This window comes from Deefgea chitinilytica (assembly GCF_016881405.1).
GTDB classification, from domain to species: Bacteria; Pseudomonadota; Gammaproteobacteria; order Burkholderiales; family Chitinibacteraceae; genus Deefgea; species Deefgea chitinilytica.
On record NZ_WOFE01000006.1, the window covers coordinates 1 to 21,437 of the forward strand.

At 49.8% G+C, this 21,437-nt stretch carries 21 protein-coding genes; 14 read left to right on the plus strand and 7 right to left on the minus strand.

Annotated elements, in window-relative coordinates; all coding sequences use genetic code 11:
• Window positions 1–187 precede the first annotated feature (187 nt).
• A complete protein-coding gene (gene uvrA, locus GM173_RS11705; protein ID WP_203571572.1) occupies window positions 188–3,043 on the minus strand; it encodes an excinuclease ABC subunit UvrA in 2,856 nt (951 codons plus the stop codon).
• Between the two features lie 155 nt (window positions 3,044–3,198).
• Between uvrA and GM173_RS16220 the strand changes: the two genes are divergently transcribed.
• From GM173_RS16220 to ssb, 4 genes are all read left to right on the plus strand, one after another.
• The gene (locus GM173_RS16220) at window positions 3,199–3,753 is read left to right on the plus strand and encodes a phosphotransferase (RefSeq protein ID WP_203571573.1); all 555 of its coding nucleotides are present in this window, start codon (window positions 3,199–3,201) and stop codon (window positions 3,751–3,753) included.
• The gene (locus GM173_RS16225; RefSeq protein ID WP_203571574.1) at window positions 3,692–4,156 is read left to right on the plus strand and encodes a phosphotransferase; all 465 of its coding nucleotides are present in this window, start codon (window positions 3,692–3,694) and stop codon (window positions 4,154–4,156) included. Before GM173_RS16220 ends, GM173_RS16225 begins: the two co-directional genes overlap by 62 nt.
• 410 nt (window positions 4,157–4,566) lie before the next feature.
• Window positions 4,567–5,949 (plus strand): MFS transporter, encoded by a 1,383-nt coding sequence (locus GM173_RS11720; protein ID WP_239078500.1) that lies wholly within the window; start codon window positions 4,567–4,569, stop codon window positions 5,947–5,949.
• 104 nt (window positions 5,950–6,053) lie between these two features.
• A complete protein-coding gene (gene ssb / locus GM173_RS11725) occupies window positions 6,054–6,560 on the plus strand; it encodes a single-stranded DNA-binding protein (RefSeq protein ID WP_203571575.1) in 507 nt (168 codons plus the stop codon).
• 355 nt (window positions 6,561–6,915) lie between these two features.
• Here the strand turns inward: ssb and GM173_RS11730 are convergent, their stop codons facing one another.
• Entirely contained in the window at window positions 6,916–7,311 is a 396-nt protein-coding gene (locus GM173_RS11730; protein ID WP_275412352.1) for a type I restriction-modification system subunit M N-terminal domain-containing protein, read from the minus strand.
• Between the two features lie 206 nt (window positions 7,312–7,517).
• On the opposite strand from GM173_RS11730, the gene GM173_RS11735 reads away from it, so the two are divergent.
• On the plus strand, window positions 7,518–8,879 hold the full coding sequence (locus GM173_RS11735) for a tyrosine-type recombinase/integrase (protein WP_203571577.1): 1,362 nt from the start codon (window positions 7,518–7,520) through the stop codon (window positions 8,877–8,879).
• A gap of 261 nt (window positions 8,880–9,140) precedes the next feature.
• Here the strand turns inward: GM173_RS11735 and GM173_RS11740 are convergent, their stop codons facing one another.
• Genes GM173_RS11740 through GM173_RS11750 form a run of 3 tightly spaced genes read right to left on the minus strand, consistent with a single transcriptional unit; the run spans window position 9,141 to window position 11,000 of the window.
• Window positions 9,141–10,361, minus strand: a complete 1,221-nt coding sequence (locus GM173_RS11740) for a hypothetical protein (protein WP_203571578.1) — start codon at window positions 10,359–10,361, stop codon at window positions 9,141–9,143.
• A gap of 3 nt (window positions 10,362–10,364) precedes the next feature.
• Window positions 10,365–10,583, minus strand: coding sequence for a DUF2249 domain-containing protein (locus GM173_RS11745; RefSeq protein ID WP_203571579.1), 219 nt, complete (start codon window positions 10,581–10,583; stop codon window positions 10,365–10,367).
• A 3-nt stretch (window positions 10,584–10,586) separates the two neighbouring features.
• On the minus strand, window positions 10,587–11,000 hold the full coding sequence (locus GM173_RS11750) for a hemerythrin domain-containing protein (protein WP_203571580.1): 414 nt from the start codon (window positions 10,998–11,000) through the stop codon (window positions 10,587–10,589).
• Window positions 11,001–11,178: 178 nt separating this feature from the next.
• On the opposite strand from GM173_RS11750, the gene GM173_RS11755 reads away from it, so the two are divergent.
• From GM173_RS11755 to GM173_RS11785, 7 genes are all read left to right on the plus strand, one after another.
• Window positions 11,179–11,652: an RrF2 family transcriptional regulator gene (locus GM173_RS11755; RefSeq protein ID WP_203571581.1), complete on the plus strand. Its 474-nt coding sequence runs from the start codon at window positions 11,179–11,181 to the stop codon at window positions 11,650–11,652.
• A gap of 217 nt (window positions 11,653–11,869) precedes the next feature.
• Window positions 11,870–14,152 carry a nitric-oxide reductase large subunit gene (locus GM173_RS11760; RefSeq protein WP_203571582.1) on the plus strand — a complete coding sequence of 761 codons (2,283 nt, stop codon included), beginning with the start codon at window positions 11,870–11,872 and terminating at the stop codon, window positions 14,150–14,152.
• Window positions 14,153–14,247: 95 nt separating this feature from the next.
• Window positions 14,248–14,577 (plus strand): DUF2249 domain-containing protein, encoded by a 330-nt coding sequence (locus GM173_RS11765; RefSeq protein ID WP_203571583.1) that lies wholly within the window; start codon window positions 14,248–14,250, stop codon window positions 14,575–14,577.
• Between the two features lie 212 nt (window positions 14,578–14,789).
• Window positions 14,790–15,839: a copper-containing nitrite reductase gene (gene nirK / locus GM173_RS11770; RefSeq protein ID WP_203571584.1), complete on the plus strand. Its 1,050-nt coding sequence runs from the start codon at window positions 14,790–14,792 to the stop codon at window positions 15,837–15,839.
• Window positions 15,840–15,917: 78 nt separating this feature from the next.
• On the plus strand, window positions 15,918–16,307 hold the full coding sequence (locus GM173_RS11775; protein ID WP_203571585.1) for a c-type cytochrome: 390 nt from the start codon (window positions 15,918–15,920) through the stop codon (window positions 16,305–16,307).
• Window positions 16,304–17,080 (plus strand): formylglycine-generating enzyme family protein, encoded by a 777-nt coding sequence (locus tag GM173_RS11780; RefSeq protein WP_239078501.1) that lies wholly within the window; start codon window positions 16,304–16,306, stop codon window positions 17,078–17,080. Before GM173_RS11775 ends, GM173_RS11780 begins: the two co-directional genes overlap by 4 nt.
• A gap of 21 nt (window positions 17,081–17,101) precedes the next feature.
• The gene (locus tag GM173_RS11785; RefSeq protein ID WP_203571586.1) at window positions 17,102–17,707 is read left to right on the plus strand and encodes an SCO family protein; all 606 of its coding nucleotides are present in this window, start codon (window positions 17,102–17,104) and stop codon (window positions 17,705–17,707) included.
• A gap of 347 nt (window positions 17,708–18,054) precedes the next feature.
• Here the strand turns inward: GM173_RS11785 and GM173_RS11790 are convergent, their stop codons facing one another.
• Window positions 18,055–19,158, minus strand: coding sequence for an HPP family protein (locus GM173_RS11790; RefSeq protein WP_203571587.1), 1,104 nt, complete (start codon window positions 19,156–19,158; stop codon window positions 18,055–18,057).
• 120 nt (window positions 19,159–19,278) lie between these two features.
• Window positions 19,279–19,794 carry a YbaN family protein gene (locus tag GM173_RS11795; RefSeq protein ID WP_203571588.1) on the minus strand — a complete coding sequence of 172 codons (516 nt, stop codon included), beginning with the start codon at window positions 19,792–19,794 and terminating at the stop codon, window positions 19,279–19,281.
• Between the two features lie 259 nt (window positions 19,795–20,053).
• Between GM173_RS11795 and GM173_RS11800 the strand changes: the two genes are divergently transcribed.
• Together GM173_RS11800 and GM173_RS11805 are read left to right on the plus strand one after the other, a co-directional pair.
• Window positions 20,054–20,644 (plus strand): hypothetical protein, encoded by a 591-nt coding sequence (locus GM173_RS11800; protein WP_203571589.1) that lies wholly within the window; start codon window positions 20,054–20,056, stop codon window positions 20,642–20,644.
• A 163-nt stretch (window positions 20,645–20,807) separates the two neighbouring features.
• Entirely contained in the window at window positions 20,808–21,425 is a 618-nt protein-coding gene (locus GM173_RS11805; protein ID WP_203571590.1) for a tyrosine-type recombinase/integrase, read from the plus strand.
• The last annotated feature ends 12 nt before the right edge of the window (window positions 21,426–21,437 follow it).

The window sequence follows — 21,437 nt, forward strand, 5'->3', positions numbered from 1 at the left end:
CTGAGAAATGCTTGCAAACCGGGAGGAGTCCATATACGGGTCGTGACCCGCGCTGAACTCCGATTTGGATCAATCGCTAAATTGGCGGGTTACGCCTTCAGCTAAGCCGCCCTACGCTGGTGCTGTATGAGTATATGGTTGTAGCCCAATTTAATAATCGACTACAGCCATATACCTATCATGGAAATTATTCCCTCGAAATCCCCAACGACCTTGCCAAATACAGCCCTGTATGACTCGCCATATTGGCTGCCACATCTTCCGGTGTGCCGGTGGCGATGATTTGCCCGCCGCCTGCGCCGCCTTCGGGGCCTAGATCGATGATCCAATCGGCGGTTTTAATCACGTCCAGATTGTGCTCAATCACGACGACTGAGTTACCGTGCGCCGCTAGGCGTTGCACGACGGTCAGTAGCAAGTCGATATCGTGGAAATGCAGACCGGTGGTGGGCTCGTCCAAGATATACAGCGTGCGGCCGGTGTCGCGTTTGGAGAGTTCGAGCGCGAGTTTCACGCGCTGTGCTTCGCCGCCTGAGAGCGTGGTTGCGCTTTGGCCGAGGCGGATGTAGCCCAAGCCGACGTCCATCAGCGTTTGCAATTTGCGCGCGACGGTTGGTACGGCGCTGAAAAATTCCAGCGCGTTTTCAACGGTCATTTCCAGTACTTCGGTGATGTTTTTGCCTTTGTATTGCACTTCCAGCGTTTCGCGGTTGTAGCGTTTGCCGTGGCAGACGTCGCACGGCACGTACACATCGGGCAAAAAGTGCATTTCTACTTTCAATACGCCATCGCCCTGACACGCTTCGCAGCGGCCGCCTTTGACGTTAAACGAGAAACGCCCCGGCCCATAACCGCGTTCACGCGCCATCGGTACGCCAGAAAACAGTTCACGAATCGGCGTGAACAGGCCCGTGTAGGTGGCGGGGTTCGAGCGTGGCGTGCGGCCAATCGGCGATTGGTCGACGTTGATGACTTTATCCAGATGTTGCAGACCGCTGACTTCGCGGTACGGCGACGATTCAATCCCCGCACCGTTCAGTTCTCTCGCCGCAATCGCGTACAGTGTGTCGTTAATCAGTGTTGATTTGCCTGAACCCGATACACCCGTAATGCAGACCATCATGCCCAGCGGCAAATCGAGCGTGACGTCTTTCAAGTTATTGCCGCTCGCGCCTTTGATCTGTAACCAGCGGTCTTCTGTGGGAACGCGGCGTTGTTCTGGCATGTGGATTTTGCGTTTGCCGGTCATAAACTGGCCGGTAATCGAATCTGGATTATTAAACACGTCATCGGGCTTGCCGTAAGCAATCACTTCACCGCCGTGTACACCTGCGCCGGGGCCCATATCGATCAGCCAATCGGCCGCGCGCATTGCGTCTTCGTCGTGTTCGACAACGATCACCGTATTGTCCAAATCGCGCAAATGAATCAGCGTGCCGATCAGGCGATCATTGTCGCGCTGATGCAGGCCAATCGACGGTTCATCAAGCACATACATGACGCCAGTCAGGCCAGAACCAATCTGGCTCGCCAAGCGAATCCGCTGTGCTTCGCCGCCCGACAAGGTATCGGCGCTGCGCTCAAGGCACAGATAATCCAGACCCACATTGACCAAAAAGCCCAAACGCTCGCCGACTTCTTTGACGATTTTTTCGGCAATTTGCGCTTTGGCACCTTCGAGGTGTAGGTGAGTAAAAAAGTGCAGTGTATCGCGCAAGGCCATTTTAGATATGGCATGCAGATTGATACCCCCAACTTTGACATGACGCGCTTCAAGGCGTAAACGCGCGCCGTCACAGCTTGGGCAAACTTGATTGTTTTGATATTTAGCGAGTTCTTCACGCACCGCCATCGAATCGGTTTCTTTATAGCGGCGTTCTAAATTCGGAATAATCCCTTCAAACGAATGTACACGTTCGACTTTATGGCCACGCTCATTGGTGTACATAAAGGCGATTTCATCAAAGCCTGAGCCGTACAAAATCGCATTTTGCACTTCTTCAGTTAGCTCATTCCATGCGGTATTGATATCAAAACCATAATGCTCAGCGATGCTCATCAGCATTTGAAAATAAAACTGATTGCGCTTATCCCAGCCTTTAACTGCACCTGCTGCCAAGCTCAAATCGGGGTGCGCCACGACGCGGCGTGGGTCAAAAAAGGTGCGATGCCCGAGGCCATCACACGAGGGGCACGCGCCCATCGGGTTGTTAAATGAGAACAAGCGCGGCTCAAGTTCGGGCAAGCTGTAGCTACACACCGGGCAGGCAAACTTTGCTGAAAACCAATGCTCTTTGCCTGAATCCATTTCCACCGCAATCGCGCGGCCTTCGGCGTGGCGCAGTGCGGTTTCAAAACTTTCTGCTAGGCGCTGCTGTAAATCAGCGCGCACTTTGAGGCGGTCGATGACGACATCAATGGTGTGTTTTTTGTTTTTGTCGAGTTTTGGTGTTTCATCCAACTCAAACACTTCGCCGTCAATGCGGACGCGGACAAAGCCTTGCGCACGTAAATCATCGAGCAAGTCAGCGTTTTCGCCTTTTTTGCCCATAATCACCGGCGCCAAAATCATTAGCTTGGTGTCTTCGGGCAGTGCCAATACATGGTCGACCATTTGGCTGACGGTTTGGCTTTCCAGCGCTTGATTGTGCTCAGGGCAAAACGGCGTGCCGACGCGAGCAAACAACAGGCGCAGATAGTCGTGAATTTCGGTGACGGTACCGACCGTCGAGCGCGGATTATGGCTGGTGGCTTTTTGCTCGATGGAGATCGCAGGCGACAGGCCTTCGATCAAATCGACATCAGGCTTTTCCATCAATTGCAAAAATTGCCGTGCGTACGCCGATAGCGATTCAACGTAACGTCGTTGACCTTCGGCATACAAAGTGTCAAACGCCAACGATGATTTTCCCGAGCCAGATAGCCCGGTAATTACCACCAATTTGCCGCGCGGCAAATCTAAATTGACGTTTTTTAAATTATGCGTACGGGCTCCGCGGATGCGGATCATCGGGATATCGGTTTGTTCGGTCGCACGATACATGTTTCTTCTCATTGAAAGCGGCGCAGCTCGGTATATTTCGATTCTGAATCAAAGACGACGCCGACAAAGTCAGGTTTGAATCCAGAATTGAAATAGTGGGGGCGCAAGGCAATCGGGTAATATACCCTAAACCCAACTTCTTGAGACTCCTCACTATGGAAACTTCACACTATCGAGAGCCTGCTCTAGGGCTAGCGGCACAAGTTGGCCTTGAAAATGTCACGGTTGCTGGCGAGGTCCCCAGTTTTTATGGGCACGTGGTTTTTATTACCAGCGAGCAGGGCGAGTATGTGGTGAAGTTCTCGCGGCAAGCTGGCCGCTTGGCGAGCGAAGTGAATGCTTTAAATCGTCTGCGGCCACATAGTGTATTGCCGATGCCGGAGATTTTGTTCCATGGTTTTGTTGCGAGTGAGCAGGGCGAGTTGGATACGCTACTGATGCCTAGACTGAGCGGCGTTCCTGCTTGGGAATTGCCAGAATTCTTACCCAACCCACAGCAAACAGCACAGATGATTGTTGAGCAGATGCTGGCATGGCATGCCGTGAGTGATGCGCGTGGTTTTGAGCATGCCGATGGCTCGTTTACCAACGAGTTTTTACCTGCTTTTGAATCATGGACGCGACCTTTACAGCAATTCATTGTTGCGAATGATTCGCCATTTTCCCCCCGAGTTGCGCGCAGCGTATGCCAAATTATGGGACGAGCGTGAGCGATTTTTAGCGCCGATCACGGGGCCGTCGTCGCTATGCCATGACGATCCACATGCCTGTAATTTTCTATATGACGTGGTCACCGGTTTGCCCACCGCCGCGATTGATCCGTGCGACGTGGCGTATCGTCACCGCGAACAAGATATTTTTCATTTGGCCGATGCCTATCCGCAATGGCGCTTGCTGGAAACGTATATCGAGCAATGTTCGTTGGCGGCAGGTTATGCGGCGCGGCGCTGGTTTTTTTCCTTGTGGGATGATGTGAAGCACAGCGTGAATGTCGGCTGGTACGACGCGCCATGGTTTGCCGCAAAGTTTACGCGCTTGGCCGAAACGGATCCGTGTTTTACTGATTTGGCGAACGCAGCGAATCGAGCGCATCCGGCAAATTCAGAAGTTTAATTGAATTGCTGGCTTTGTTCAGATTACGTGTCGATGGTTTTAAGTGCCTACGGCACGGTGTTTTACAGTCGCAATCCGCGACGGGGACTTACTTTTCTTTTCGCTGCGAAAAGTAAGCAAAAGAAGGCGACCCATATATCCGCACCGACTTCGTCGGCTTGATATGAGATGTTTTAAAATCCCCAGCTCGACGATCGAGAAACAATATCAACATCTAATCTGAGCATGGTCGAATTACTATGGGTATTTCTCTGTAGATATTAACGAGACTTGTATTTAGAAATATACCCATTGATGTTGTACGTGATCTATTTTACTCTGCGAAGACTTCTCGCCAGATCCCAAAGCAAACGCTGTCATTCATGCCCTGAGCTGTTAAAATCGCCCATCCTTTTTGAATGTGTCGCCTGATGTCTGCTGCTTCTCGCATGTCTGCCCTTGAATTTCGCGCCGCCACTAGCCTTGCTGGTTTGTATGCGCTGCGAATGCTGGGCATGTTTCTTATTCTGCCAGTGTTTGCGGTGTACGCAGGGCATTTGCCCGGTGGTGAAAATCACACGATGGTGGGTTTGGCCTTTGGTGCCTACGGGCTCACGCAAGCCTTGCTGCAATTGCCATTTGGCATGTGGTCGGACCGAGTTGGCCGCAAAAAAGTCATCTACATCGGCTTGGCTTTATTTGTGATTGGTTCGCTGATGTGTGCGATGGCCGATCACATTGCGTGGCTGATTGTTGGCCGCGCGGTGCAGGGCGCAGGCGCGATTTCGGCGGCGGTGACGGCTTTGCTGGCCGATTTGACGCGTGAAGAACATCGCACCAAGGCGATGGCGATGATTGGCGCTGCGATTGCCTCGTCGTTTGCGATTTCTTTAGTGGCGGCGCCCACTTTGGCCAAATGGATTGGCTTGCCCGGCATTTTTTTGCTGACCGGTATGTTGGGTATTTTTGCGCTCATCGGTGTGTGGAAAATCATTCCTAATCCTACGGTGTCTCGTTTTCATTCGGATGCCGAAGCCAATACCAGCCGCTTGCCACAAGTATTGCAAGACGCGCAGTTATTGCGCCTCAATTACGGTGTATTTGCACTGCACGCCGCGCAAATGGCGATGTTTACCGTGATGCCGTTGTTGCTGACCAAAGTCGGTGGTGTTGATGTAGCGCATCATTGGTGGATTTACCTACCAGTGGTCGTGGTGGGTTTTGTGCTCATGGTGCCAGCGATTATTTATGGTGAGAAAAAACATCACCTGAAAGAAGTTTTCTTGTTTGCAATTGCTTTGATGTTCATCGCGCAACTGGGAATGACTTTGTGGATGCCTAGTTTGGCGTGGATTGTCGCTTGGTTAGCCATCTACTTCATCGCGTTTAATATTCTGGAAGCCACGCAACCATCGTTAATTTCCAAAATCGCCCCCACCGCCGCGAAAGGCACCGCGATGGGTGTTTACAACACTTGCCAAGCGGCGAGCATGTTTATTGGCTCGGCGCTGGCGGGGTATTTGTATCAACATTTCCAAAGCCCAGTGCCGGTCTTTGCGCTCTGCGCTGGTTTGATGGCGATTTGGCTGGGGGTGTCATGGGGAATGCGCCCTCCGTTGCCAGTGAAAACCCAAATGTTTCACATTGGCGAGGAATGGTCGGGCGACGCTGGCCTGCTGTCTGCTAAACTAGGCGCTATTGATGGTGTAAAGGAAGCCGTGGTGCTACTTGATGAACGCGTCGCCTTGCTTAAAGTGCTGCAAGATGGCTACGACGAAGCCGCTGTTGAGCAATTAATTGACGAAACCAATTGAATACGTCGGTCTGTAACAGCGCAGGGTTTGATTGCCTTGCTGCCTTGTTTTGTACCGAGATTGAACCGCTTAAATATTTGAATTGAACGAATTGGAGTGTACGAATGGCCTCATTGAATAAAGTTTTATTGATTGGCAACTTGGGCCGCGACCCAGAAACCCGCTTTATGCCGAACGGCAATGCGGTGTGCAATTTTTCGATTGCAACGACAGAAAGCTGGAAAGATAAGCAATCCGGTCAAAAACAAGAAAAAACCGAATGGCACAACATCAGCATGTATGGCCGTTTGGCTGAAATTGCGGGTCAATACCTGAAAAAAGGCAGCAGCGTATACATCGAAGGTCGTTTGCAAACGCGCAAATGGCAAGACAAGCAAACGGGCGCCGATCGTTACACCACGGAAATTATCGCCGACCAAATGCAAATGCTCGGCGGTCGTGGCGATGGAGGCGGTGGCATGGGGGGCGGCTACAACCAACAAGGTGGCGGCGACGATTTCAACCAAGAATACAGCGCCCCGATGCAACAAGCCCCGCGCCAAGCGCCACCCCAAGCCGCAGCCAAACCAGCGCGCAACTTTGATGACTTCGAAGACGATATTCCATTCTAATGCGCAGTAGATGATTTAATTTTTAAAGCCCGCAGCCTGCGGGCTTTTGTTTGTGTTGGCTTCTTTCTAGGGTTGTCCGCTGAGCGACGATTGGAGAAATATCGGTTTTTAAGTATTTCATAATGCGATCTGCCTGACTTGCAACCTAGATGCTGCTGGTTATTCTTTAGTATGCTATTCGAGGGCAATCGCTTCGAAGTTATGTTGGAGCTAGCGTTTTATTTTTAGCCAATCGGGGCAGGTTTGTGCCATGCTTTTGATTCTGCTCACCATCATTAGGCTTTGTTTATTCCATATTCTTTTTTCAAAAGCAAGGTTTGGCGGTAGGTTAAAAAATCTTCAGGATGCTGGGAGATTACTGCAATGGTGATTGGCAATTGCAAAGTCTAAGCTCTTGAAAATGGCGGCTTGCGAGTCCAGCGCCCACAATCGTTGCCCCTTGAGTGATGATTTGATATTGCATCACTGTCGAGGTTTGTCGCAAGTCGATCTGATCTACGTCCCGATTTATTTCGGTAAGGCGCACTTTCTGCACGATTTTGTACAGCAGATTGGCGTCGTTCAAGAGGCCAATGAATTCGGCAAATTTAAAGTGATCAAAAATCTCGTGCGCATCGCGGCTAAATGACTGGATGTATTTTTTCAGATTGGCCTTGATATTGGATTCGCCCAGCTTGGATAAATCCATTTGCGAAGTGCTGTAAAAGCTGAGGCTGGCATTTTCTGTAAGTGGTAGCGCGTAGCAGTACAACGGGTTTGGCAGGGGTTGCGATAGACAACAAAAAACCCCGCGAAGCTGAGCTTGTCGGGGTTAATGTTTTTTGTGGTGCCAACACGACACTCGATTAGATGCCCAACGTATTGATCTTGTTGAGTTTGATGTGTTTTTTTATTGAAAAAGACCATCAAATGAACCAACAATGGCTAATCAATGGGTATCAAAAGAGGGTTTCGCTGATGGCTGGCATATCAAAATCGGATAATTTAAGTGTTCTGGCTCTCAAGAAAAAAATAGGTCAAGCTCAAGAATATATCGCTTCAGGGCTGAAGTCGCCTCCTTGCAAAATTGCCTGTGGATTTGGCTTGTCTTTATGGGTGATGGGCGATTCTGGCTATTGGAAGCTACCGTATCGATATCAGGGTAAACAAAAAACAATATCGCTGGGCGTCTGTAATCTGAGTAAGCCTGATCTAGCTGATGCCAGAGCTCGTGCACTCAAGGCCAAAGAAATGTTGGCTGATGGCGTAGAGCCAACCACTGCAAAAAAAGCAAGAGAAGAAAAAGTAGCCGCCGAGCTTTATCAGCAAGAAAATACTTTCGAGGCCGTAGCGCGGGCATGGCACAAAAAAGAGGTCAAGAGTGGAACCTGGATCCCTAGTCATGCTGAGCGGATTATGAAACGCCTCATTGCTGATATTTTCCCGATCATTGGAAATCGAGCTGTTGATAGCTTAGCAACCCATGATCTGCTTCAGCCACTGACTTTCGTGGCTCAGCGAGGTACTTATAATCTTGCAAAAGCTTATCGCCAATACATAACCGTTATTATGCGCTATGCCGTGCAGATTGGAAGGATCAAGTCAAATCCTGCCTTAGATCTGCAAGGGGCTATTCCAACACGCAAGCCGGTTAATCGCCCAGCATTGCCGCTATCTGAGTTAGCTGAGCTAATGAGTCGGATTAATGCTTACCAAGGTTTGGTAACAGTCAAAACGGCCACCAAGTTTGCTTTATTGACAGGGGCGCGCTCATCCGAGTTTCGATTTGCTCGTTGGACTGAGTTTGATTTAGACAAAGCTATTTGGACGATTCCAGGCGAACGTGAGGAAGTAGAGGGCGTACCGAATTCAGTTCGCGGTGAGAAAATGCGCCGTGAACGAATCATCTACTTGTCTCATCAAGCAATTGAGCTGATTACACTACTGCGTAAATTAAACGGTGATGCAGTTTTTGTATTTCAAGGTCGCAAATTAGGTACACCGATCAGTGAAAATACAGTCAACAATATGTTGAAGAAGATTGGATACAACACTGCTAGCGACATCTGCCTACATGGCTTTCGAACCATGATGGTTTCATCGCTCAATGAATCAAACCGTTTTAGCCGTGATGCAATCGAACGACACATTGGACACGAAGGCGGCAGTGGCAATCGCGTAGAGCAGATTTACAAGCGCAATGCTTTGTATTTGGCTGAACGCCAGCGCATGCTGCAGTGGTGGGCTGATTATCTTGATGCTAACTCGCAAGGGCGATATATCCCACCTGATGAATTTTCTAATGCTGCTATTGGCATGCAAGCAATATATGTTGCCTGAGGTGATTACTTTAGCTATTGGTTGTATGAATCTAATAGGCAAAGTTGATGGCTCAACATTAGACTGCAAGCTTCTCCGTTTTAGCCGAGTAGCTTTGGGTTTTTCTAGAAATAATTAATACCGCAACCGCTTGGTTAGCGGTCTCTCATATTTCACTCACTGGCATCGACAGTTCGGCCAAAGTGGTCACTGATGTGTCGTAGCTGAGCATCATGTCTAGTAGGCATTTCGTACGCCTAGCGAGAATTTCCCCACTAAGACTTAAGAAAAGTAGGCTTTTTTCTGTACCCTCAAGGCTTTTTCTAGGCAATAACTTAAGCTAGCGGCATAAATTAATAAAAAAATGGGTATTGCCTTCGATGCAAATAAGTACAGCGGCAAGAAAGACATACTCATGGTAAAGCTTAGGTATGCCAACTTTCTGAGCCAGCGTTCGGGGAAAAGTTGCCCCATATGTCGCAGATTGCCACCGCTTTTGACTTGTAGTCTGAACTCCATCCAGAGCAAAAAGGGGATAATTTTAGCCAACATGGCGGTGATAATCGGGATGACGCCAGCGAATAGGAAATAGCCGGCCAGAATGACGGGGGCTTGTGATGGTGTGTCAAAAAGTGCGGACAATTCATCAATCCATGGGGTTAGTACCGCCACCAGCAAAAGGTTGAAGCCACCCCAGCCCCACAAGTAGCGCGCAGGATCGGCGCGGCGCTGGCTTTGTTTGAGTAGTTTCAGTAGCGTCAAAAACCAGCTCAGTACGGGGAGTGTAAGCAGAATCAGCAAACGTGCATCAAGCACAACTGCCAATACAGTCGCCAGCAAGGCTAGCGACAAATAGCGATTTAAACGGCTTGGCCACGCCGGTGCGACCAGAAACATCGGAACGACGGTAAAGGCAACGGCGACGATCAGACCAACGATCCAGCCCATGCTGCCTAGCGCAATATGCGCGCGCAACAGATCGTGCAGCGCGATTGTGGGCCAGCCCGTGCTGAGCAAACTGACCAGCAGCGTGCCGCTCAGAACAGTTAAGCCCAAACCCACGATCGCCCAGCGCAATGGCGTCGCGACGCCACTGCGCCATAGCGCGATCAGCAGCCAAAACACCAATCCACCCAGACTGGCGAATAGGATAAATGCCGCGCCCTGCAGCCAGATCAGCTGCATTTGCCACAAACCGACTGCCAGTAGCACGGTTCCACTTTGCAGTGCCAGCCATAGCTGGCTACCCCAGAAGAGCGGATTTTTCGCCCGAACACCCGCTAGTACCGCGCTGACCTGTAGCAAAGCGCCAATCATGATATTGCCCACAAAACCCAACATCAGCAGATGTGTGATGGCGAGCATGGAGGGTGAAAATCGCTGCTGCCAGTCGCTCTCATCCAAACTGAATGCCAGTATCGCGACCAGTGCGAGCCAAATTGGCGCTATACGAAAAAAACGCAGCGGTAGTGCGACGGGTAAGCTAAATTCAGGCTGAAACATTGCTCAGTCTCGATACAGGGTCAGAATGGCCGAACCATCAGCTTGCGCAACACACTCCCAGTGGCAGGAACGTGTTCGTAAATAATCGTACAGCGGGTAAGGTGTGTGGGGTAGATGCGCAACGAGGTTTTCGCCCGCTATCGCCACATCAAGCCACTGTAAAATCTGCTCTATCGGCTCAGGTGGAGCGAATCCGCGCAAATCCATGTTGAGATTGGGCATGGTTTACGCGAGCCGTTCGGCAAATTCAGGAATACTGCGATCACACATCGGATACAGGATATTTTCCTCTTTCATATTGTGTTGCTGCAGCAGGATCAACAGTGTTTCGGCGCAGCCGATAAAGTCATCGGCATCTCGATTTTGCGACGCATCTTGCAGGCCTTGCATTAAATCTCGGGCCTGCGCGTGTTCACAGCGCATTACCTGCGTTGGCCCGCTACTCATGCCGGTGGCCTGCTCGAACGCAGGAAACAGCGATTCTTCCTCTAGTGCAAAATGCGCCTCGGTCATTTGGCAAAAAACTTGCGTCGCTGTTACGCAATCCCCCCACTGTGCCGCGCGGGCCGCGCTTTCAGCTTGCGCCAGAAAATCATCGCAATGGCGATGCTGTTGTTGTAATGCTGTGGTGATACTCATCGCTGGTACTCCTTGAGATAATTGCAACAGCCTATGCAGCTTTACGGCGTGCTGATTTGATTTCAGTCAGACATATTCTTTAGAGGTAGAAGTGAAATCAGTACAAGCACCCATTGCAGGCAGCCCATTCTGGGTTAATATGCATTGAAAATGTTTGTTTGATGAAGGGTACCAGTATATGCGTCTGAATGTCTTTACCGATTACTGTTTGCGGACACTGATTTATGTTGCCACGAAAGAAGGCGGTGTGGTGACGCGTAGCGAAATCGCGCAGGCGTATGGCATTTCGGATAATCACTTGATGAAGGTCGTTAATTTTTTGTCGCGACAGGGTTTTATCAACACAATGCGCGGTAAGGGGGGCGGCATGCTGTTATCACGCCCACCAGTAGCGATCAATATTGGCGCTTTAGTGCGGATTAGCGAAGAAGACAGTCCGATGGTCGAGTGCTTTGATCGCGAAAACAATAGCTGCAATATCGCCAGTGTCTGTCGCCTCAAATTCATCCTGAATGAAGCTCTGCAGGCGTTGTATGCAGTGCTTGATCGCTACACGCTGGCCGATCTGATTAGCAACCCAGTTGAGCTGGGCGCAATCTTTGCAATCGAATTTCTCCCTGCTGGCTTCACCTCTGAAAACCGGATTCGATAAAATTAATGGGTATATCTTTATATCCATTAATTTATTTACTGTTTATTTATATACCCGCCAAATAATCTGTTTCTTACTGGTTCCTAGTCTGCTTTGTTGATCGTGTGCAGAATAAATCATTCTTTAATGTGTATTTTTATTGCATGTTCATAAAACATGCATATAAAATGCAACTAATGCACTTGCAGCTCATTTTTATCACTCTAGGAGAGTCATCATGCAAAAAACGCGCAATCTTTGGCGCTGGCTTGCGGTGGTATTTTTCCTGTCATTCGCCGCTTTAGGCTGGATAGGCAGAGAAATTTACCTCGATAAACCACCGATTCCGCAGCAAGTTGTTAGCAGTAGCGGGCAGGTTTTATATACCGGCGAGCAAATCCAGCGCGGCCAAGAAGCTTGGTTGTCGGCGGGTGGCCAGCAGATGGGCTCGGTGTGGGGGCATGGCAGTTATGTTGCACCCGATTGGTCGGCTGATTGGCTGCATCGTGAAGCGATTGTGCTGCGCAATATTTGGGCACAACAGCAATTCAAGAAAGATTACGAACAGCTCACACGTGAAGAGCAAGCGCCACTCGATGTGCGCCTTGTTTCAGTGATGCGCAGTAATACCTACGACAAAACCAGCGATACTGTGACGATTCAAGCTGATCGTGCGGTGGCCATGGCGCAAGTCGCAGCGCATTACGAAGGTTTGTTTGGTACTGATCCAGCACAAGACAAATTGCGTGAACAATACGCGATGATTTCTGGCTCGATTAAAAATGCCGACGATTTAAAAGCCTTGCCAGCGTTTTTCTTCTGGTCAGCATGGGCGGCGGCAACCAATCGTCCGGGCGAGAGTCATTTGTCGTACACCAGCAATTGGCCGCATGAACCACTGGTTGAAAATACGCCAACGACTGGTACCAGCATGTGGTCGATCGCCAGCATTATTTTGCTGATTGCGGGTATTGCCGCGATGGTGCTGTTTCACAATATGCAGCGTGAAGAAGAACCTGCGGTCTGTCCGGAAAAAGATCCGCTGATTAACTTGCAACTCACACCATCGATGAAGGCGACGCTGAAATATTTTTACGTGGTGATTGGCTTGTTGCTAGCACAAGTCGGCATGGGGATTGTGTCGGCGCATTATCAAGTGGAAGGCGGTAGTTTCTTTGGTATTCCGCTGGCCGAAGTGTTGCCATTTACCATTAGCCGCACGATTCATACTCAGTTGGGCGTGCTGTGGATTGCAACGGCGTGGTTGGCGACGGGTTTATTTTTGGCTCCGGTGTTGGGCGGCAAAGAGCCGAAGTTCCAAAAGCTGGGCACCGATGCGTTGTTTTATGCCTTGCTGTTGATTGTGGTGGGTTCGATTGCTACTGGTTGGATCGGTACGTTGCAACGTTTGGGCACTGAGTACAGCTTTTGGCTGGGTAATCAAGGGTTGGAATACACCAGCATGGGCCGTGTTTGGCAAATCTTGCTGTTTGTCGGCCTGTTGATTTGGGCGACTTTACTTGGCCGTGGTCTATGGCCTGCGCTGCGCAAACCGTCAGAAAGCCAAGGCTTGATCGCGATGGTGTTTGTTTCTGCGGTCTGTATTGGCTTGTTCTACGCCTCGTCTTTGGTATGGGGACAAAAAACGCACTACGCGATGATTGAATACTGGCGCTGGTGGTTGGTGCATTTGTGGGTGGAAGGCTTCTTTGAAGTATTCGCAACCGCTGTGATTGCTTTGCTACTCAGCCGCTTGGGTTTGATTCGTACCGCATCAGCCAATCGTGCGATTGTGTTGGAAACCATCGTGTTCTTGTTCGGCGGTATTTTGGGTACTTTACATCACTTGTATTTCACCGGTTCGCCGACTTCAGTTATTGCTGTGGGAGCGATGTTCTCGGCGCTCGAAGTCGTACCGTTGGCGCTGATTGCGGCGGAGGCTTACCACACTTATCGCCATACTAAAGCCGCACCGTGGGTCGAGAAATATCGTTGGGCGATTATGTGTTTCGTGGCGGTGGGTTTCTGGAATACCGTCGGTGCTGGTTTACTGGGTTTTGCGATCAATCCACCGATTTCGCTGTACTACGTGCAAGGTCTGAACATGACAGCCGCTCATGGCCATGCCGCGTTGTTTGGTGTGTATGGCATGCTCGGTATTGGTTTGATGTTGTTCTGCCTGCGCGGTTTAACGCCTGCGGCGAAATGGAATGACAAACTACTCAAACCAGCCTTCTGGAGCATGAATATTGGTTTGGCGATGATGGTGTTTATGTCGTTGTTGCCGGCGGGGATTTATCAGGCTGCCGCCAGTGTCGAGCATGGTTTGTGGTATGCGCGTTCGGCTGAAATCATCCACTCGCCGGTGATGGAAACCTTGGTGTGGTTGCGCGTGCCGGGCGACATCGTGTTTGCTGCAGGTGTGATGTTCTTGGCGGTATTTGCGATTCGCTTGCTCGGCAAAGATCAAAGCCAGCCGGTTCCAGTGGTGGACGGTCAGCTTGCAAGTGCAAAAGCTTAAATGATATAAATTGGGTATATCGATGTAGTCAATGTTTATTAATGACTGCATTGATATACGTCGGGTTAAATGATTGGATTGAAAAGGAATACAAAATGTCAGGTTGCGGAAGTTCTCATATTGCTTTAGATGGTGTGTACGGTTTTGATGCGCGCGGCGTCGCGAAACGCTTCCGGCATGCAGCGATTTTTGGTGCGCTCGAATCGTTGTCGGAAGGCGAAACGATGCGCTTTGTGAATGACCATGATCCGCTGCCATTACTGGCGCAGATCGAGCAGCGCTATCAAGGCCAAGTTCAAGCCACCTACATCCAGCGCGACCATGAGGCAATTGTGATTGATTTTTCAATTCATCCGTTGAAACAAGAAGCAGCAGCGGCAGGTGAGGGTTGCGGCTCGGGTGGTTGTGGCTGCAGCGGGCAATAAGCTCATTTTGATGGATGGTTTTTTTGCTAATTGAGGCAAAAATACAACGTGAACTCCAACCAGTACGGCGCCTTGTGCGCCGTTTTTATTGCGAGTAAGGATATTGAAAAAATTAAATGTGCATTTAATATGCATGTTGATAAATATCAATATTTAACATGTAAATTAGTTACAACATAGGTCTATCAAAACGTGCTTATTGGAGTAGGAACATGTCGATAGCGTGCTGTACTTGGGTAGTAAAAAAAGTGGCATTGCCCATTTTGGCTTTGGCGGTGTGTGCAGCATTTGCACCCTCGGCGTTTGCTAATGAGGCGGCAGATGCACTTCCGGTAGAAACGGCGGTCTTGCTTGCACCACCGAATGTGCCAGCGCCGATTACGCGTAAAACACCGGCCAAAGTGATTGTAAATCTCACGACTGAAGAAATGGTACGCGAAATTACGCCGGGCACTAAATATACGTTTTGGACGTTTGGCGGCACCGTGCCAGGGCAGTTGATCCGCGTGCGTCAAGGCGACACCGTTGAACTGAATCTAAAAAACCTGCCTAGCAGCAAGCTGCCACACAATATTGATTTACACGCGGTGTCTGGCCCAGGCGGCGGCGCGCCACAAACGCTGATTGCACCAGGCAATCAGGCCAAATTCACCTTTAAAGCGCTCAATCCGGGGCTGTATGTGTATCACTGCGCGACTGCGCCCGTGGCGATGCATATTGCCAACGGCATGTACGGCATGATTTTGGTCGAGCCTGAAGAGGGCATGAGCCCCGTGGATAAAGAATATTACGTGATGCAGGGCGATTTTTACACGCCGGGCGCATTTGGCGCGGGCGGCCTGCAACCGTTTGATATGAAACGCTCGATTGATGAAAATCCAAGTTACATTCTATTTAATGGTGCATCAAATTCATTGACGGGAAAAAATGCACTGACCGCGAATGTGGGCGACAAGGTGCGGATGTATTTTGGCTCGGGTGGGCCGAATGTAGCGTCTAATTTCCACATCATTGGTGCTATTTTTGATCGCGTTTACACCGAAGGTGGTTTGAAATTCCAAGAGCAAGTGCAAACGACAACGGTGCCACCGGGTGGATCAACGATTGTTGAATTTGTACCAAAAGTGCCGGGCAATTTGACCTTGGTCGATCATGCTTTGAGCCGCGCATTCCACAAAGGCGCGATTGGGATTATGTCGGTCAGCGGCGAAGAGCATCCAGAAATTTACAGCAAAAACGCGAATGCTAAATCGAGTGAGTAGTTATTTTATGTCAATGTATATTAATGTAGACATTTTTAAATATAGCCTACAGCAATATACCCATTAGGAGTGCTGAAGATGTTCAAGAAATCTCTGCTGGTACTGTGTTCTGGATTATTGGCGGCTCAGGCGTTTGCTACCGATGTCAGTGCGGGCAAGGCGGTGTATGACCGGGTCTGTGTGGCCTGTCATATGGCTGCAGGTGAGGGCTTGCCCGGGGCATTTCCACCGCTGGCTAAATCGGATTACTTCAAAAAATCGACGCCAGCCCAGCTCGTTAAAGTGTTGGATCAGGGCCTGACCGGCGAAGTGACGGTGAATGGGCAAAAGTATAATTCGGCGATGCCACCGCAAAACTTGACCGACCAAGAAATGACCGATGTATTGAACTATGTCAGCGTTGCGATGAATGCGGGCAAGCCGATCTTCAAGGTTGATCAAGTGAAAAAGTTGCGAGTCGCAAAATGAAAGCCCTTGCCGCTAGCTTATTGGTCGTTAGCGCCATCAGCATGACTAGCTTCACTAGCAGTGCTGCTGAGTACCGACCCATTGCTGGTGGCACTTTGCGCACCGCCTTACCTTTGGATGGCGAAACGGTCGAGGTGGCGGCGTATCAATTGCGGGCTTTGCCGGTGAGTCAGCAGGAATTTAAACGATTTGTGCTGGCTCATCCCGAATGGCGGCGAGATAGGGTGACACCCTTGTTTGCGGGGCAAAGTTATCTTGCCGGCTGGAAAACGCCGACTAACTTTGCGCCTAATTTGGCTGCTGCGCCGGTGACGCAAGTGAGCTGGTATGCGGCCGCAGCTTTTTGTGAGTCGGAGGGCGCGGCGTTGCCAACGTGGGTACAGTGGGAATTTGCCGCAGCAGCCGATGAAACGCGCCAAGATGCGCGCAAAGATCCACTCTGGCGCGCTAAGATTTTGGGCTGGTATGAAACGCTGAGCCCCGATGTATTGCCTGCGATGGCGCAGCATCCGGCAAATGTTTATGGTGTTTATGATTTACATCAGTCGATTTGGGAATGGGTCGATGATTTTAACGGCTTGTTTGTGAATGTGGATAGTCGCGCGCAAGGTGAGCAAAAAGTATTAGAAACCTGTGGTGCGGCGACATTGTCGTTGGGCGACAAAGAAAATTATGCGGTGTTGATGCGCATTGCCTTGCTAACTGCGCTCAAGGGGCAAGATACGGTGAATACATTAGGCTTTCGCTGCGCCAAGCCTGCGAGTAAAAAATAGCTAGATTAAAAGGACTTCATTATGTTGCGCAAAGCTTTTATATTCGCGCTGTGCTGTTGCCTCGCTGGTGGTGTCAGTGCTTGTGCTGAGCATCACGCCAGTGCCGTTGTCAGCAGTGCGGTGAGTGGCGACTCGCTGTTTCAACTCAAAACACCGCTGACGAATCAACAAGGGCAGAAGTTTGAATTGGGCAGTGCGCCCGCCAAATTAACCGTAGTGACGATGTTTTACGGCGATTGCAATGTGTCGTGCCCGATTGTGCTCGAAAATATTAAACGGACCTTGGCGGCAGTGCCTAATGCCCATGCCGCATCAGTTCATGCTTTGATGATTAGTTTGAATCCCGGGGTCGATACGCCCAAATCCTTGGCTGGATTGGCTAAAGTGCATGAGTTTGATGTGAAGAATGCGACTTTGGCGGTGAGTGATAATGACGCGCAGACGCGAAAATTGGCTGCGGCCTTGGGGGTGAAATATCGGCGGGGTGCGAACGGAGAAATTAATCACAATACCCGCTTTGTGCTGCTCGATCAGCAAGGCAGAATTGTCGCTAGTAGCGATACATTGAGCGTGGAACCGGATCCTGTTTTGATGAAGGCGATACACGCACAGCTGGCTAACAAATAGTTTGATTTTCTGATTTCCTCCGATTGAGCGCTCTACATCTGTAGAGCGTTTTTTTTGACTTTGATTAGTAAGTTGTTGAACCCGCAATTGATTGTATTGATTGATGGGGAGTAATTTGCTGAAGAAGACAAATTATTGGCGCCAATTCTGGCAAAAATTGCAGCATCTGCGAAACTCTGTGCGATTCAAAGCGTCGGTTTGCGGGCTTCAATATTTTTGATTTGTGCCAGAGTTGTTCGCCGGCAAAGTCATCGGTAATGATTTAGGTACTCAAAATTGAATCATGGCTGTGATGGTCAAGACATGTTCTATTAGCTTATTAAGCACATTTTTATTTTAGCAAAACATCAAGTCATTTCGTTCAAATTGTGTGCGGCATACAGGGCCAATACCGCGACTATGTCTGATTGTGTAATCATGCCGACCAGTTCACCGTTTACTATTACCGGCAGATGGTGCACACCACCGTCGGAAAACAGCGGCACCAGCTCAAGCAAGGCCTGCTGAGGGGCCGCGGTGTGTACTGCTGCCGTCATTAGGTCAGCCAAGGGCTTGTTTATTTCAAGAATTGAGCGCGCCTGTTGCGTGTGCGGGTCAACCATCAGGTCGTGCAAAGTGACAATCCCGAGCAATTTTTCTGCGCTGTCTACAACCGGTAGTGCCTGCACGCGATGATAAGCAAGCTTGTGCCAGGCATCGCTGCCGCTATTTTGTGCGTTGATGCTGACGATGAAGCGGGACATTACGTCTGCGCAGCGGAGTGTGCTCAGATTCTGTTCCTGGGCGTGGCGTTGTGCGTCCTGCAGTACGTGCTGCAAGTCTTGCGGACTGATATCGAGTAACTGTTCCTGTTTTTTAAGCGCGTAGGCAATGTCTTCTTCGCGGGTTCCCACCCGCTGGCTGGGCAGTAGGTCGCTCGTATGGTGCGGTGAGGGCCGCGGGGTGTAATTTGGGTAGCGTCGCCCAGCCAGTCGGCTAAACAGCAGCGCAATCAGTAGCAGCAGAGCCGAATTGATTGCTACCGGCGCCAGCACATACTGAAAAGCGAGGGCACTGATCTCTGGCCCACCAATGACGGCGCTCAAAGCCACGGCGCCACCGGGTGGATGCAGGCTGCGGGTTAGCAACATCAGGGCAATCGCCAGCATGACGGCCACGCCCGAGGCCAGCACGATGTTGTCGATCAGAATGGCGCAACTAACGCCGACCAGTGCAGATAGCATATTGCCGACGATCAGCGACCAGGGTTGCGCCAAGGGGCTGGCGGGAGCCGCAAACAGCAGCACGGCCGACGCGCCCATTGGAGCAATCAGCCAGTGCGGTCGAACGCCCAGCAGAAATTGGCACAGCAGCTCGGTGCCGATCAGCCCCAGCGCCGCACCCAGCGCGCCAAGCAGACATTCTTTGCTGTGAGTCGGGGGTAGGGCTGGCAGAAAGGCTTTGTAAGGCATAAAAAATTGAAGATGCGTTTTAGAAAAACTTAATCTTACAAGGCTTGTGGATTTTTGCGCAGCACATTATAGGTAGCTACGTTTGGACGCTTGGGTAGCGGCGAGTGTGGGCGAGTGAGCTTAAAGTCCTTTAGTTCGCTCGGTTCCCCTGTTGCGGATAGGAATACGAATCACAGTAATAGCACCAATCAAGGTCACGACCAAAATTGATACTTGAGCCCATGGCTTGCTAGATAGTTGCCAGATCGACAAACCTGACATCAGTAGCATCAGGCCGATAGCCAGATATTTTAGTCGCAGCGGTAAGCTGCGATGTCGCTCCCAATCGCGGATCAGCGCACCACACCAGGGATGATTGAGCAGGCACTGGTGCAAACGTTGCGAGCCTTTGGCAAAGCAATAGGCTGCTAGAAGGATAAATGGTGTTGTTGGCAATCCCGGCACGATAATACCAATCAAACCTAGTACCAAAGCTAGCACGCCGCTCAGTGTGAACAGGATTTTATAAATCGGTTTCATAAGCCCAATTTTTAACCGATGTTGATTACTGCTTGAAGCATACCGCAAGCATAAATTTCGATAAACCCTGAGATGATGTTTCTTGGCAGCCCTGGGTGCCATTGAAATTGCAATCATATGATCATGTCAGCTTTGGCCGAGCAGCACAAGCATGACTCCAGAATACGAAAGGCCGAAAACCATATGGTAGCGGCCTTAATGATTAACGGATCATGCCAAAGCAGTAGTGTCGACGCAGTGCCGCAGTCCTATTTTTGATGTTTTATCAGACACTCGCCATCTTTCTCATGGAGAGCCAATGCTTAGAAGTTGTATTATCAAGAGCTCTACACATTCAAATCAAATATGTGGCTGTATACGTTGCATATTCTCTACTATGAAAAAATATATCGTTCTACTGCATTCGCTCCTAGCTATCTTATCACTAACCCCGTTATTTGTTTCCGCTACAGAACTTCCTAAAATCCCACTGACCATCGGATTTGCGAATCTTTCTGGCGATGATCTCAGTACCCTCGTATCTGAAGATGCAAAGATCCTATCGCCACTTTTTACGCGATCACGGGTCGTGGCAGCCCATCAGATCCCGAGTGCGGAAATACTCTTCGTTTACGCTCACTTAAACGAGGATGGAACAATCAAAGGTCCAACGCGATCTGGCATTCGGCAAATTGTTCAGCTTACAAATGCCGCAATTGTGGTTCTTGCATCGCCTAATTCTGCAATCAGCATCAAAAATGCGGTAACTCTGCCAGGCCCGAGAACCGCAAATATAGTTTTTACACTAGATCGTAACGGAAGTGGATTTAGTCGGTTTTTCAAAGAGCTGTTCGAAAAAATGCAAGATGGAAAGCATATGCTGAGCGCGTGGGTCGAGCTTGCGCCACAAAATTCAAACGCCAACCCCACATATGCGCCTCAGACCATCCTTTTGTCGGAGGGCGGTAAGATTGCCTTTCCCCGCTAAAGGTTTGTCCTCTTTGGCCGAGCTGTCGATGCCGATCCCTCAAAAACATAAGTTCGTAAACACTCCTACAGCCGCCGCTCACCACTCAAAGTGAGCAAATCGATTTAGTCTAAAATTTGAGTCGCTTGAATAATTAAACTCCTGTTCACCCAAGGAGTTTGTCATGCCGCTCGATACACACCATGAACCATGGAATAAAGGTAAGCTTGTAGGTCAAAAACCACCTCTAAAACTTAAAGAAATTTGGGCCATTCGCATCCGACTGCAGCTCGGTAAAAAAGTACGTGATCTTGCCATGTTCAACTTAGCCATCGATAGCAAGTTGCGAGGCTGTGATTTAGTCAATTTAAAAGTCCGAGACGTTTGTCATGGCAACCAAGTCGCCTCACGAGCCTCCATACTTCAGAGTAAAACACAACGTCCTGTGCAGTTTGAAATTACCGAGCCAACGCGCGATGCGGTTTCATCTTGGATTTCGCATGCAAAACTACGTTCTGATCAGTATTTGTTTCCTAGTCGGCAGCGTCAATTGTCGCCACATATTTCGACTCGACAATATGCCCGTATTGTCAATCACTGGGTTAGCTCAATCGGGTTAGATCCGACCGAATATGGCACGCACACCATGCGAAGAACCAAGGTCACGCTGATTTACAAGCGAACAAAAAACTTACGCGCTATTCAATTACTGCTTGGGCACGCAAAGATGGAAAGCACCGTTCGTTACCTCGGCATTGAAGTTGATGATGCCCTCGAAATATCAGAGCAGACTGAAATATAGCGAACTTCCATG